At 39.8% G+C, this 13,574-nt stretch carries 15 protein-coding genes and 2 pseudogenes; 4 read left to right on the top strand and 13 right to left on the bottom strand.

All coding sequences use genetic code 11. The features are described 5' to 3' along the window. The first annotated feature begins 15 nt into the window (after positions 1–15). Complete coding sequence (locus MKL51_RS06270) at positions 16–702, top strand: pirin family protein (protein ID WP_032005215.1); 687 nt, start codon at positions 16–18, stop codon at positions 700–702. A gap of 34 nt (positions 703–736) precedes the next feature. On the opposite strand, the gene MKL51_RS21020 is transcribed toward MKL51_RS06270, so the two are convergent. The 12 genes and pseudogenes from MKL51_RS21020 to MKL51_RS06330 all read right to left on the bottom strand — a co-directional run bounded on the left by MKL51_RS21020 (position 737) and on the right by MKL51_RS06330 (position 9,832). After that, positions 737–982 carry a hypothetical protein gene (locus MKL51_RS21020; protein ID WP_080973501.1) on the bottom strand — a complete coding sequence of 82 codons (246 nt, stop codon included), beginning with the start codon at positions 980–982 and terminating at the stop codon, positions 737–739. 101 nt (positions 983–1,083) lie between these two features. Further along, a pseudogene (locus tag MKL51_RS06280) lies at positions 1,084–1,407 on the bottom strand (M17 family peptidase N-terminal domain-containing protein); the annotation flags it as partial. After that, positions 1,407–1,985, bottom strand: a pseudogene (locus MKL51_RS06285) (beta-ketoacyl synthase N-terminal-like domain-containing protein); the annotation flags it as partial. The pseudogenes MKL51_RS06280 and MKL51_RS06285, both read right to left, overlap by 1 nt. 12 nt (positions 1,986–1,997) lie before the next feature. Continuing rightward, a complete protein-coding gene (locus MKL51_RS06290) occupies positions 1,998–2,651 on the bottom strand; it encodes a 3-oxoacid CoA-transferase subunit B (protein ID WP_270904247.1) in 654 nt (217 codons plus the stop codon). 18 nt (positions 2,652–2,669) lie between these two features. Further along, on the bottom strand, positions 2,670–3,341 hold the full coding sequence (locus MKL51_RS06295) for a 3-oxoacid CoA-transferase subunit A (RefSeq protein ID WP_017386040.1): 672 nt from the start codon (positions 3,339–3,341) through the stop codon (positions 2,670–2,672). A gap of 81 nt (positions 3,342–3,422) precedes the next feature. After that, a complete protein-coding gene (locus MKL51_RS06300; RefSeq protein WP_017480651.1) occupies positions 3,423–4,355 on the bottom strand; it encodes an alpha/beta fold hydrolase in 933 nt (310 codons plus the stop codon). Between the two features lie 63 nt (positions 4,356–4,418). Further along, positions 4,419–5,330 carry an alpha/beta fold hydrolase gene (locus MKL51_RS06305; protein WP_228131202.1) on the bottom strand — a complete coding sequence of 304 codons (912 nt, stop codon included), beginning with the start codon at positions 5,328–5,330 and terminating at the stop codon, positions 4,419–4,421. A gap of 9 nt (positions 5,331–5,339) precedes the next feature. Further along, complete coding sequence (locus tag MKL51_RS06310) at positions 5,340–6,113, bottom strand: substrate-binding domain-containing protein (RefSeq protein ID WP_017480649.1); 774 nt, start codon at positions 6,111–6,113, stop codon at positions 5,340–5,342. 63 nt (positions 6,114–6,176) lie between these two features. Next, positions 6,177–7,016: an amidohydrolase family protein gene (locus tag MKL51_RS06315; RefSeq protein ID WP_017480648.1), complete on the bottom strand. Its 840-nt coding sequence runs from the start codon at positions 7,014–7,016 to the stop codon at positions 6,177–6,179. A 79-nt stretch (positions 7,017–7,095) separates the two neighbouring features. Next, complete coding sequence (locus MKL51_RS06320; RefSeq protein ID WP_017402679.1) at positions 7,096–7,914, bottom strand: SDR family NAD(P)-dependent oxidoreductase; 819 nt, start codon at positions 7,912–7,914, stop codon at positions 7,096–7,098. 1 nt (position 7,915) lies between these two features. After that, positions 7,916–8,479, bottom strand: a complete 564-nt coding sequence (locus tag MKL51_RS06325) for a carboxymuconolactone decarboxylase family protein (RefSeq protein WP_017402678.1) — start codon at positions 8,477–8,479, stop codon at positions 7,916–7,918. Positions 8,480–8,509: 30 nt separating this feature from the next. Then, positions 8,510–9,832, bottom strand: coding sequence for a C4-dicarboxylate transporter DctA (locus tag MKL51_RS06330; protein WP_017402677.1), 1,323 nt, complete (start codon positions 9,830–9,832; stop codon positions 8,510–8,512). Between the two features lie 417 nt (positions 9,833–10,249). Here MKL51_RS06330 and MKL51_RS06335 point away from each other — a divergent pair, with 417 nt between their 5' ends. Beyond that, complete coding sequence (locus tag MKL51_RS06335) at positions 10,250–11,161, top strand: LysR family transcriptional regulator (RefSeq protein ID WP_270904248.1); 912 nt, start codon at positions 10,250–10,252, stop codon at positions 11,159–11,161. 32 nt (positions 11,162–11,193) lie between these two features. Here the strand turns inward: MKL51_RS06335 and MKL51_RS06340 are convergent, their stop codons facing one another. Next, on the bottom strand, positions 11,194–11,748 hold the full coding sequence (locus MKL51_RS06340; RefSeq protein ID WP_032007335.1) for a TetR/AcrR family transcriptional regulator: 555 nt from the start codon (positions 11,746–11,748) through the stop codon (positions 11,194–11,196). A gap of 410 nt (positions 11,749–12,158) precedes the next feature. On the opposite strand from MKL51_RS06340, the gene MKL51_RS21025 reads away from it, so the two are divergent. Then, a complete protein-coding gene (locus MKL51_RS21025; protein WP_002120495.1) occupies positions 12,159–12,668 on the top strand; it encodes a helix-turn-helix domain-containing protein in 510 nt (169 codons plus the stop codon). Positions 12,669–12,700: 32 nt separating this feature from the next. Next, positions 12,701–13,543 (top strand): IS3 family transposase, encoded by an 843-nt coding sequence (locus tag MKL51_RS21030; protein WP_230445321.1) that lies wholly within the window; start codon positions 12,701–12,703, stop codon positions 13,541–13,543. The last annotated feature ends 31 nt before the right edge of the window (positions 13,544–13,574 follow it).

The following is a 13,574-nucleotide window of genomic DNA, read 5'->3' on the forward strand; positions in this document are numbered from 1 at the left end:
TTGGGAGATTAGATCATGAATGCTTATCTACATCGTAGTGAAGATCGAGGTCATGTAAAAGCAGGCTGGTTAGAGTCTTATCATAGCTTTTCATTTGGTAGTTGGTATGACCCTAAATATATGGGTGTAAGCGCTCTACGTGTAATTAATAACGACCAGATTGATGCGCATAATGGTTTTGGTACGCACTCCCATGACAACATGGAAATCTTAACTTGTGTGCTAGATGGTGCAATTTCACACCGTGACACCATGGGAAATGAAGGCCAGATTAAAGCGGGTGAATGGCAACTCATGAGTGCCGGCACAGGTGTTGCTCACAGTGAAATCAACAACACTAATACGCCTGTACATTTACTACAAATCTGGATTATTCCTGATGAAAGAGACGCAGAGCCAAATTACCAGCAAATTAATCTTGACCCACGTAAAGATCCAAACAAATGGCATTTAATTGCAGGGCCTGATGCAAATGCACCAATGCATATTCGCCAAAATGCAGAAGTAAAATCTGCAGTATTGGAAAAAGGACATGAGTTAACTGTTGATACGGTTAAAAAAGTGAACTATGTGCACGTGATTTCAGGTGTAGTTCGCATTGGCGATCAAGAAGTTAAAGCAGGCGATGCTTTAGTTTTTGAAGATAAAGCGACAATTCACGCAATTGAAGACAGTCAATTTATCTGGTTCGATTTACCTTAAATCATCAAAAGCCCTTTGCATAAAAGGGCTTTTTTTAATCTCCCCCGCCACCACCGCCATCACATCCGCCTGAATCAGAAGATGATGATGAACAGTCATTTGAGTAACTAGAGCTATGATGATGACTCGGACTACTATCGTGAAAATGATGTGTTGAAGCAGATGAATGATCATGCTCACCAGATGGTGAATAATTTTTTAAATTTCTGAGTAGCGCGATTAAACAAATGAGTCCAATACTAGAAAAAATTACTATGAATATAATAATAAATAACTTCAAATAACGACCTCCTAGATCAAGCTATAGAGATGCTTGTTGCGTTCCCATTTATTATATGAGTCATGTTTAATAAACAAGTTGTTTTTTGATAAGTTGAAATATTAGCTATAAAAAATTTTAGAAAAAGACACTCTAGATTGCTCGGCCTTCGCATCATAATTTTGAAAACCAGCATCAAAAACCCATCTTTCAATTTCAGATTTTTTGACTAAATTTTGCAAATGAAGCTGATGATGTCGGTCTAATTCCTCTTTGAGAGCTTGTAGCATTACTTCATTTAAACCAGAGGGAGGATTCAGACCTGTATCTAAAATACTAGGGGCAAATGCCACACTTTTCAGTTCCAGTTGATGCGTTGTCTTTACAACAGTTTTTATCGCGGTCTTGATTCTCTCTAACGTAAACTCTTCTGGAGCACCCATTCCCGTTGTTGGCTCACCAAGGCAAACTGGTCCTGATCTGCACGATTGACGTTAAACTGTTCAGCCACGTTTTCGGCAGTCTGGGGCATGGTATCTACACCATACAATTCTTTAAGTTTAGGGTTAATGAAACGCCATCCCATGGTGGTATCTTCAATCTTCTGGCTACGGCCAAAAGCACTGTCTGACTTACCCATCACATAGGGTGCACGGCTCATGCTTTCTACACCACCGGCAATCACCAAATTCGCTTCACCTGCCTTGATGGCACGGGCAGCAATGGCAATCGCATCGAGTGATGAACCACACAAACGGTTAATAGTGGTTGCCGGTACTTGGTATGGTAAACCTGCAAGCAGTGCTGACATACGGCCGACATTACGGTTGTCTTCACCGGCTTGGTTGGCACAGCCATAGATCAAATCATCGACCTGTTCCCAATCTACACTTGGGTTACGCTGCATGAGGGCTTTAATCGGCACAGCCCCCAGATCATCGGCACGGACAGGAGCAAGGCCACCGGCGTAACGGCCGAATGGAGTACGGATGGCATCGATGATATAAGCATTTTTTAATGTCATTTCCCTACTTCCTTACCCTTGAGTCGCATCAATCAAAGTTGCACCAGTCAAAGCCTGTAACTCATCAAAGCTAAGACCTTCCACTTTCTCAATTACCTTTAAACCATCTTGAGTCACGTCAATCACACACAGGTCGGTGTAAATACGGTCAACACATTTCTTGCCTGTCACTGGATAGCTCAGCTCAGCCACAATCTTCGGTTCACCTTGTTTGGTCACATGGTCTGTAGTGATAAATACTTTCTTGGCACCCACAGCCAAATCCATCGCACCACCTACCGCAGGAATCGCATCCGGTGCTCCCGTGTGCCAGTTTGCCAAGTCACCATTCGCGGCAACCTGAAATGCACCAAGTACTGCAATATCAAGGTGACCACCACGCATCATCGCAAATGAATCGCCATGGTGGAAAAAGCTGCCGCCTTCAAGCATGGTCACAAACTCTTTACCCGCATTAATCAGTTCAGGATCTTCTTCACCTGCAGCTGGCGGTGGGCCAAAAGCCAACAGGCCATTTTCAGAATGAAGAAAATTATCTTTATCGTCAGGTAAGTAGCTCGCGATCTTGGTCGGCAGGCCAATACCCAAGTTCACATAGGCACCATCTGGAATATCTTGTGCCACACGTTGTGCAATCTGGTCACGGCTGAGTTTCTGGTAGCTCATGTTATTTCTCCTTATTGCTTACTGTGCGGGCGCTACTTGTACAACGTGCTGTACAAAGATACCCGGGGTGATAATGTGCTCAGGGTCTAATCCACCGAGTTCAACCACTTCAGAAACCTGAGCAATGGTGACATCAGCAGCCATGGCCATAATCGGGCCAAAGTTACGTGCAGATTTACGGTAAACCAGATTGCCCCAACGATCGCCCTTGTAAGCTTTAATCAAGGCAAAGTCAGCCTTGATCGGATATTCAAGTACGTAATCTTTCCCATCAATCTCACGGGTCTCTTTACCTTCGGCCAAAAGTGTTCCAAAGCCTGTTGGAGTAAACACAGCGCCTAGGCCCATACCGGCTGCCTGAATACGACACGCCAGATTACCTTGCGGTACCACTTCAAGCTCGACCTTTCCAGCACGGTACAGTTCATCAAATACATAAGAATCTGACTGACGTGGGAAAGAACAGATGACTTTTTTAACCGAACCGGCTTTAAGCAATTTCGCCAGACCATAATCGCCATTACCGGCATTGTTGCTGACAATGGTTAAATCTTTAACACCGAGTTCAATCAGACCATCAATGAGTTCAGCGGGTTGTCCTGCGGTACCGAAACCGCCAATCAGAATGGTTGCACCATCTTTGATTTGCGATAGAACCTCGCTTAGTGAGGACTTACTTTTGTCAATCATATGGAAAAGTCTCTTAAAGCCTTAATGCACAAAATCGATTAGAAACGAACGTTCTTGAACGTTCGTTTCTTTAAGGAACAACTATGATTTTTTCGCGAATTGTTGTTTAGCAAATTTACCAATGGCTTCCGCTAAAGCTTTCGGTTGCTCTGGAACTAAGGCATGACCTGCATTTTTAATTTCGACTATCGTCACTCGATCCCCTAAAGCACCTTTTAAAACACCTCTTAAAGGTTTAGGCGCAACTGTGTCATATTCTGGTTGAATATCTAAAATTGGTGCTTTGCCAGCAGCAAAATAGTCATCTACAGGAGTGTTATTACGCGCATAACCTTGTGCATCGTGTGCTTCGTGGTGCCAACCAGTTAGCCATACGCGCGGATCATTCATTGGTGCAAAGAATGCACGTTTTAAATATTCAATACGCTTAGCTTCTGGAAGCTCTTCATTTCCAGCATTATCAATCGCCTCACGAATCTCAGGTCCAATTGGTTTACCTTTATATCCCTCAGGCACTTTACCTGCGGAAGCGCCTGCTAACACCACCCCTTTAACCAAATCTGGACGTTGCGTTGCGACCATACGGGTTGGGAAATTGCCCCATGCATGACCGACTACAATTGCAGGACCAGCTTTAAAATGTTCGATCACTGCTGCAACATCATTTCCATAATCTTGAATATGCAGTTTTTCCATTGGACCACGGCTTAAACCAATTCCACGAACTTCAGGTCGAATCACTCTAAAGCCTTGTTTAACTAAATCTTGTGCAACCACATCATAGTCACGTACAGAACGTCCTAGTGACGACATAATCACAATAGTTGGTCCCTTCCCTTGTACGTAGGCTTGAATAGAAACATCACCATACTTCACCATCTCATAAGGCACATTGCTTACCTTAGAGGCAGCTGCCGTATGCGTTGCTGGTGAAACGTTTGTTTGCTTTGCTTCCGTAACTGTTGCTGTGACTAATAATATTGCTGTAGATAAAATAGCTAAGGTTTTGTTCATCTTAATCAACTCCATGTTTTAGATGATTGTGGTTTAAAAATTAAATAAGCAGATTTAAGTCAACTAATTGGCTGAATAAACTTGTTTGGAAAATTTGGCTATCGCATTTGCCATCGCTTCTGGTTGTTCTGGTACCATCGCATGACCTGCGTTTTTGATGACCTGTTCAACAACTCGTTCAGGCAAATACTCTTTCATTACATTTTTGACGACAACGGCATCGTACTCTCCTTGTAAATCAAGGATTGGAATCGTTTTTCCACCTGAAAAATATTCATCAATTGGCGTCACAATTCGTGCATGCGCTTCAGCAGCATGGTTTTTTTCATACCAACCGTTTAACCACACATGTGGATCATTCATAGGTGCGAAGAAAGCTTGTTTTAGATATGAAATACGTTGTTCTTGAGGAAGCTTATAATTGCCTGCGTTATCAATTGTATCTCTTAAACGCCCATACGGTTTTTCAGTTGAATCTTTAGGTAACTTACCTGCTGAAGCAGCGGCCATGACAATACCGCGAACTAGATCTGGTCTGTCAGCAGCAAGCATACGTGCAGGCTGACTTCCCCATGCATGTCCAACGACTACCACTGGTCCAGTTTTTTCAGCATCTAAAACTAAAGCAACGTCAGCAGCAAAATCATGGAGAGTTAAATTCTCTAAAGGTCCTGTACTGCCATTGATACCTCTAGGTTCAGGACGTATTACTTTAAAGCCTGATTTTGCAAGATAATCTGCAACAACATCAAAATCCCTAGCTCCACGACTTAACGAAGGCAATAATACAATTACGGGGCCCTTCCCTTGTACATAGAACTCAATTGAGACATCACCTTGTTGGATCTGCTTTTTATGAACAGAGAAATTTGAAATTAAATTTGCTTGATCCATATTAGATTCAACCTTATCAAGACTTGAGCATCCCATGAGGCTCAATGATGTCGATAAAATTACAGTTAAGTATTTCTTCATGGTGATTCCTCACTGACCCAGTGGTTCCAACCCACTGTTGGTCAAAATACTTGCTGCTTGTTTAGACTTTAAAAACTGTACAAATTGAGCTGCGATTTGAGGATGTTCAGCTTTTTTTGAAATAACCGATGAAAACTTACTAACGTATTGCAAACTTTCAGGTAAAGGTGCAACAAAGGTAATCCCTTTAGTATGCTTAAGCTCACTAATCTGTTGCATTCCCACATCAGCCTGATGTTCTGCTAACACTTCTCCGACCAGTTTTTTGCCTGGAACCTCAAGCCCTTTTGTTTGCATTTCCTGTTCAATATTCAATTTTTTGAATAAGGTTGAACGAATATAGACACCACTTGAACCTTGAGAGTAGGCAACTTTTTGAGCAGACAATAAAGCCGCCTTTAGGTCTGCTTCATTTTTTAACGGCGGTACTTTAGTACCTTTACTCACAGCCAAACCAATTTTTGAATTTGCCAATTCAGTGCGACTAGACAAGTCAAAATTTTGACTCAATTCATTCGATTTAAGTGCATCATCCAAAATAATAGCCAAGTCCATTTTTTCATTGTTTTTAATTCGCATTGGTAATGATTCAGGAGACTTTCCGGCAGATGGCCCCCATTCGATATGAACCGTATTTCCAGTTAATTTTTCATACATCGGAATAAGGATATCCATAGCACCATGAAAAGAACCAGATGCAATAACATTTAATTGCGCTGCATGTGCTGGCACGACCATAGCAATTGATAAGCCCATTCCTGAAACTAGTTTTTTTAAACTCATTTTTTAACTTCCTTTTAAGTGAAGAAGTATTCAGTCAATGAATACTTCATTGGTTTTAAAACATTAATTTTCTCTGAAATATAAATTCCGTGGATTATCGACAAATACGGCTTGTAGTAATTCAGGCGTATCGAGTACTTTTAATGCAAACTTTAAAAGCTCATCATCATTAGGAACCTCACCTTTTACATTTGGATGAGGCCAATCTGTTCCCCACACCACGCGGTTTGGTGCAAGTTTGATTAACTTCTGAACCCAATTCAGTGAAGCATCCCAAGTGCTGGCAGGTTGTCCATTCTGTGCGCGATCAATTCCGGAAATTTTTAGCCAATGCTTCGGATTAATCATGACTTGTTGCAACTTGTTAAAAGTATTTTCTGCATCTTGTGAATCAAGCAAATTAGGTCGTGCCATATGATCAATCACAATATCGACATCTATGTCTTGCCACGCTTCAATCGCTGGGAAGATATCCTCAATTTTTCCGTGTATCTGAATATGCAATCCGAGCTTTGCAACTCGTTCAACCAAACCTCGTAATGCTTGTGGATCATGATTTCCAGGCAAATGCCCCATCATGTTAAAGCGAATGCCACAAATTCCGCCGTGCTTTAATTCAACAAGTTGTTCATCTGTAATATCGTGATCTACTAAAGCAACTCCTCGATAATTAAAGTTACTTTGTTCAATCGCATCTAAAATGATGAAGTTATCTGAACCATAGGCAACAGCTTGAACAAAAACACCATGTTCAATTCCTAAACTTTTGTGTAATTCAAGCAACTGCTTAAATGTTGCTGGTTCAGGATGATATGCAGCATCTTCAGGTAACGGAAAACGATCAAAAGGCCCGTATATATGAAAATGGCAATCCCATGAACCTTTTGGCAAATTAAATGACATAGTACTTCCTAAACAAATCTTATTAGGTTCAACAAATATTCCATGTACCTCACATATTTGGAGTTACTCAGAATTCACCTTAATCACAACGTGCAGTCATTCCGCCATCGACCACAATTTCTGTTCCAGTAACAAAACGGGCTTCATCACTTGCTAGAAACAGAGCAGCAAAAGCTGTATCACGACCATCTCCCATAAAACCTGCGGGAATTCGTTTTAAACGACTTTCAAGCAATTGATCGACATCACCGCCAGTACGTTGTCCTGCTAAACGGACCTCAACCATTGGAGTATGTAATTGACCAGGCAAGACAGTGTTTACGCGTATTCCTTTAGGGGCATATTCGACAGCAGTCACTTTTGATAATTGAATAATCGCGGCTTTACTTGCGGCATAGGCAACTTGCGGAGCACCTGTAAAACGGATTCCAGAAGTTGAAGCCGTATTTACAATCGAACCACCGCCTTGTTGCTCCATATATGGAATGGTGTGCTTACAAGTTAAAAAGACGCTTTTTAAATTTAAGTCGAGTTGTTTGTTCCAAGCTTCTTCTGATAATGCGACAGCTCCACCAGCGGCAGAACCACCTACGTTATTAACTAAAATATCGACACGACCATATTTCTCTACACAGGCTTCAACCATGGTTTTAACTGACTCACTGTCAGTCACATCACATGCAAAAGGGGTTACTTCACCACCGAAGTTTTGAATACGATTTAAAGTCTCTTGCATTGCATCAATCGAACGATCTACAGCAAAAATTTTTGCCCCTGCTTTAGCAAAAAGTACTGCCGCGGCACGACCATTTCCCCACCCCGGACCAACACAACCTGCACCCGTAATGATTGCAACTTTGTCTTGCAAACGTCCTTGAGGATTAATTTCATCAAACATATTAAATTCCTGCTTTTGGAGTTGGTAATTCAGGAGCTACACCTGCTGGTGGTGGAACTTCGAAAACATTAATCGTCATAGAAATAAGGGTGTAATAGCCTGCAATCGCGACTAAATCGATTAATGTATCTGTCCCAAGTAGTTGCTCTATTTCTTGATAAGTCTGATCAGAAACCCTTTTGGTCTCGTGAAGCTCACAAATAAACTGATAAATTAATTGTTCGTCCTTATGAATAAATGCGGGTTGCTCACCTAAACGAATAGCTTCAATGACGTCTGTATTTAGGCCAGCCTCAATTGCATATGGTTTATGAGCAGCCCATTCATATTCAGCGAGCCAGTGTCTACCCATTAGTAAGATGGCTAATTCACTCAAACGCGGCTCTAAACAACTATCGTATCGGCAATATTGACCAAGACTTTGTGCCAAATTGGCTAACTTCGGATGATGCAACCAGATCGCTAAAGGACCTCGCACCCCTTTACGTGGACCGCTTGCAATTGCATCGAAAACAACTTGTTGTTCAGCAGTTAAATGTTCTGGGTCTATCGCTTTTAAACGCATGTCTATTCTCGATATAAGAAGTTGAGATAATTAATGAGATTTATCTAAAACTTGACTTGATTGATTTGAATCGGAGGCTAATGGTGTCTCTACCAAAGAATCTTTCGCCCGTAGCAAACTACGTTTAGGTCTCTTACCTGTTTGTTTTTCAAAAGCATCAGCATCGAAAGCATTTTCCCAACGAGCAACCGCATAGACTGCAAGCGTGTTTCCAATAATGTTGGTAATTGCCATGATAGTTGCCATAATTCGGTCAACACCAAATAACAGTCCCAAACCACCGAGTGGTAAAGTTTTTACAGACTGTAAGGTCGCCGCCAACTTAATAAAGGCGCCGCCAGCGACAGTAGTTCCCCCTTTCGATGTAAAGCTTAAGATTGCTAATAAAACCAACTGGTCGATTAAGCTCAAAGGTGTGTCAGTTGCTTGTGCAATAAAGCCCACCGCAATTGCCATATATAAAGCTGTGCCATCTAAATTAAAGCTATAACCTGTAGGTAATACGAACCCGACAACAGCCTCGTCACAACCCGTTTTTTTGAGCTTTTCAATCAGTTTTGGAAAGGCAACTTCACCTGATGCTGTACCGAACACCAAAAGTATTTCGTCGCGAATCACTTTTAAAATGGTGAGAAAAGGTAGACCAATAATCCATGTCACTGCACCAAGGGCAAACACCATAAAGAAGAAGCATGCTGCATAGAAAACACCAATTAATTTCATTAAATAAATGAGTGTTTCACCGCCGTAACTACCAATTGCAGCCGACATCGCACCAAATGCACCGAGCGGAGCAAGTTTCATAATAAAGCCCAGCATCTTGAACAAGATGGTTTGCGCTTCATCAATTCCTTTAACAATTACAGAGTCTGGGCCACAACATAAATTGATAGCCATACCCGCTAAAATCGAAACAACCAATACTTGCAATACGTTTCCGGTCGCAAAAGCATCTACGATGGTGTGCGGAATCATATTTAAGAAGAAATCAACCGCCGAAAGTGTTGCTGAACCTTTTGCCGCATCAGGTTCGGCTAAATCGGTTGCATGAAGTCCTGAACCGGGCTGCAACACATTGACAAATACAAAGCCAATCAGCATTGCTACAGTTGTTAGCACTTCAAAATAAATAAGCGACTTAACACCCAAACGGCCCAGTTTTTTCATATCTTTAATATGAGTTAAACCATGAACCAAGGTAAGAAAAATCAAAGGAGCTAAAAGCATTTTGAGTAAAGCAATAAATGCTTGACCTAATGGCTTCATTGCCTTTGCCCATTCAGGAGAGACTAAACCCAAAATAATGGCAGCAATAATTGCAATAATTACCTGCACATGTAGTTTTTTTAACATGTCGAATTCCTATATCGAAACTTTAAAATGCTTGTGCTTGAACACATCCCTGCATTTTTTGGCAAACGAATCCCCTATAAACAACATTCATATGTGTTTAGATTTAAATTTAACGGGGGGTTCAATTGTCTAGAGTGATTAACTCATCGAAAAGCTAGATTTAAAAGATAATCTGTCATAGAATCAGTCCTTAATCATATTTTTCCAAATAAACCTGATCAATCCTATTTACTAGATCAGGTTAAAAATCAACAATAATATCAATAACTTTTGACCAAAAAATTGATATATTTTGATAAAGCATCACGTAAATAAGAACCTTATCTATAACTTTCCATACAAGTTCCGTTCATTACGTCTGAATTCATTGTTATATAATCACCATCTTTATGGAATAGGATTTAGGCACTATCAGATATGAATGAAATTAATATCGAACAAATCGACTTAAATCTTTTGAAGTGCTTTGAAATCCTATATGAAGAGCAGAATGCTTCGCGTGCAGCGGAACGTTTAGGAATTACTCAGTCTGCGGTCAGTGCATCTTTAAGACGCCTCAGGGATATTTACCAAGATCCACTTTTCCAACGGACTGGCCGAGGTCTAGCACCCACTACTAAAGCCCATGCTTTAAAACCATTGGTCAGCAATGCCTTAAATATTTTTAGAGAAACACTGATATCTCTACCAGATAATACCAATACATTACAGCAAAGAATTATCACTCTTGGTATGTCAGATGATTTTGAAATTGCATTTGCACAAGAGATTATCGAGCAAATTAGATTAAAATTTCCGCATTATAGAATCGTGATAAAACAGACATACATGCATATTATTGCTGAAATGTTAGTAAAACATAATGTTGATATTGGAGTGACTTCTGGTGGTATTTACTATCACTCTTTGTACCGAGAATTAATGGTTTTAGGTGATTATTCTTGTTTAGTCACTCACCCTGAAGATGCTGTTGATCTGACCTTGGAAAAGTTTTTAGGTTTTGAACATCTATTAATTTCTAATACAGCACAGATCGGAATAGTTGACGAACATTTAACAAAATTAAATAAAACCAGACACATATTTGCATCCACCTCTCATTTTGCAGCCATTCCTTGGTTATTAAAAAGAAAAGGAACGGTTTGTACGCTTCCAACCCATGCTGCAAGAAAAATTTCTGAAATTGTACCCTCACTGATTTATACAAAATGTCCAATTTCGATCCCGACCTACCCGATGGTTCTTTCATGTAGAAAAACATCTCTAAAAGACAAAGCTATTTTGGATCTACAAGAAGTGATTAGATCCGTTATAAATAGTTATAAATAGGATTGTTTTATACGTTGATTTTTTCATTTGTCCTAAACAAATCCCGCCAAAAAACAATCCAACACCTTTTCCCTCTCAATTGCCGCATCCGGGCTTAAAAGCTGAATGATTGCGCCTTCAATCATATATAAAAATAATTTGGCATCCTGAAAAGTCGCATCGTTTTTAAGTATTCTAAGTTGGCTATAGATTTCATTGATGAGCCACGTTCTATATCTCACTGCGGTGATATAGGCTTTTGGATAGGTCAGTTTCATTTCAAAAATTGCTTTAAACAATAAATAGTACAGTCCCTCTAAATCGGTATGTAAGAAATAAAGTTTCTTAAGTTTATCCTTCACGTTTGTACTTTGATCGTACTCACCAATTGCATCCACTTTTTCTTTTAAGCGTTCTTTTTGCACGATCAAACAGATTTCTATAAATCGCTCTTTAGAATGAAAGTAGTTATAAAAAGTTGCTTTTGGAGTGTGAGACTCTTTCACGATTCGGTCGACCCCAACCGTATGAAATCCGTGATGGTGAAACAAATGAATCGATGTATTAATGATTTGGATCGCACGTGTTGAGAGAACTAAATTTGGCATATTTTTACCGTTATAAATTCTTGTTGTTTCTAAACGAGATACTTTTTGGGAGAAAAAAGGCATAGCAAAGCCGTAAGACTGTGCTTGGCACATCTCAAGTTTTATTGTTGATGCAAGTTTTTTGAGCCGTAATGACTTAAAGCCTGAAAACCCTAAAGGGCATCAAGCTGCTTTAAATTTTTAAGTTGTGTCGTTATAGCTTTTGGCAAAGGCTGCCAAGAAATTAAGAATGTGCAAAGCCAACTCCTTTTTATAGGGAGTTCTGCCAGACATTTATAGAATTATGGTGGCAGAACGGAAGAAGGTTGACAGACTAGCATGAACTCAGACTAGCACACCCGAGGGTGTCCCTCTCCCGTCCTGAACTGCACCCCATAAGTTAGACTTTTAAAACTTATGAGGTGTGCTCTATGCCAATTCCGAAGCATTCAAAAGAGTTAAAATTAAAAGTCATTCAAGCTTATTTAGAGGGAAGTAAAGGATATAAAATCCTTTCACAAGAATTTAATGTAGATCTCCAAACCATCCGCTTATGGATTGAAAACTATAAGGCACAAGGTGAAGATGGCCTGAATGTTAAAACTAAAAAAACCTACTACTCTTCCGAATTTAAAATCAAGGCTGTACAAATGCTTCTTGATAAGATACCGGTAAGAGAAGTTAGAAGACGGTTAAATCTGAGCGGGACGTCAATTTTAAGAAGGTGGCTAGCTCAGTATCATAAAGAAGGGATTGCTGGGTTTAATACCACGAGGATTTATACCAATATGCTTAAACAAGATAAAACTAAAATAACCAAGTCTGTAAAAGATGACAAAGATAAATCTCAGCAGGAGCTCATTGATGAAGTGACCGCTTTACGAGCAGAGGTTGCCTTTTTAAAAAAGCTAAAAGCCTTAAAACTGAAGCAACGTACCTAAATTCAATTTCTACTGCAGACAGTGTTCAAGTTATTTCAGAATTAAGGCAAATTTATCCATTAAAGCTCTTACTCAGTATTGCCAAGATCGCTCGTAGTACTTATTTCTATCACATGAAAGCTGTACGCTCTAAGGATAAATATACTGAGTTAAAACAGCAGATCAAGTCCATATATCACAAGCATAAGGGATGCTATGGCTATCGTAGAATTACTCTTGCTCTGAAAAGTACAGGAATAATAATCAACCATAAATGTGTATATCGTCTTATGAAAACTATGGGACTTAAATCACGTATCAGAGCACTAAAATATCGCTCATATAAAAGTGGTTGTGTCGGGATGGTGGCCGATAACATTATGCAACGGCAATTTAAAGCGAACCGTCCCAACCAGAAATGGGCAACTGATGTGACGGAATTTAATGTTAACGGTGAAAAACTTTATCTATCACCAATTATAGATTTATTTAATGGGGAAATTATTACCTTCCGGATCCAACGTAAACTCAATTATGAGTTAGTGAAAGATATGCTCATTCATGCTTTAGCTAAACTTAAGCGACATGAGAAACCAATTCTCCATTCAGATCAAGGATGGCAATATCAAATGGCTCATTATCAACAGCAATTAAAGCAACATGGTTTAATTCAAAGTATGTCTCGTAAAGGAAATTGCTTAGATAATGCTGTAATAGAAAGCTTCTTTGGAATATTAAAATCGGAGTGCTTTCATGGTGAAAAATTTCAATCAACTGATGAGTTAGAGAAAACTATACGAGAGTACATTCATTATTATAATCATGAGAGAATCAAGGTGAAGCTACAAGGTTTATCCCCTGTACAATATAGAAACCAGTTTTTAAAAACTGCTTAACTAACTGTCCAACTTTATGGGGTCAGATCAT

It is taken from the genome of Acinetobacter sp. AOR18_HL, from assembly GCF_027855145.1.
Classification (GTDB): Bacteria; Pseudomonadota; Gammaproteobacteria; order Pseudomonadales; family Moraxellaceae; genus Acinetobacter; species Acinetobacter pittii.

Coding starts and splice junctions, on each gene's coding strand:
- MKL51_RS06270 (WP_032005215.1), top strand. CDS start 16: ATGAATGCTTATCTACATCGTAGTGAAGATCGAGGTCATGTAAAAGCA.
- MKL51_RS06290 (WP_270904247.1), bottom strand. CDS start 2,651: ATGAGCTACCAGAAACTCAGCCGTGACCAGATTGCACAACGTGTGGCA.
- MKL51_RS06295 (WP_017386040.1), bottom strand. CDS start 3,341: ATGATTGACAAAAGTAAGTCCTCACTAAGCGAGGTTCTATCGCAAATC.
- MKL51_RS06300 (WP_017480651.1), bottom strand. CDS start 4,355: ATGAACAAAACCTTAGCTATTTTATCTACAGCAATATTATTAGTCACA.
- MKL51_RS06305 (WP_228131202.1), bottom strand. CDS start 5,330: ATGAAGAAATACTTAACTGTAATTTTATCGACATCATTGAGCCTCATG.
- MKL51_RS06310 (WP_017480649.1), bottom strand. CDS start 6,113: ATGAGTTTAAAAAAACTAGTTTCAGGAATGGGCTTATCAATTGCTATG.
- MKL51_RS06315 (WP_017480648.1), bottom strand. CDS start 7,016: ATGTCATTTAATTTGCCAAAAGGTTCATGGGATTGCCATTTTCATATA.
- MKL51_RS06320 (WP_017402679.1), bottom strand. CDS start 7,914: ATGTTTGATGAAATTAATCCTCAAGGACGTTTGCAAGACAAAGTTGCA.
- MKL51_RS06325 (WP_017402678.1), bottom strand. CDS start 8,479: ATGCGTTTAAAAGCGATAGACCCAGAACATTTAACTGCTGAACAACAA.
- MKL51_RS06330 (WP_017402677.1), bottom strand. CDS start 9,832: ATGTTAAAAAAACTACATGTGCAGGTAATTATTGCAATTATTGCTGCC.
- MKL51_RS06335 (WP_270904248.1), top strand. CDS start 10,250: ATGAATGAAATTAATATCGAACAAATCGACTTAAATCTTTTGAAGTGC.
- MKL51_RS06340 (WP_032007335.1), bottom strand. CDS start 11,748: ATGCCAAATTTAGTTCTCTCAACACGTGCGATCCAAATCATTAATACA.
- MKL51_RS21025 (WP_002120495.1), top strand. CDS start 12,159: ATGCCAATTCCGAAGCATTCAAAAGAGTTAAAATTAAAAGTCATTCAA.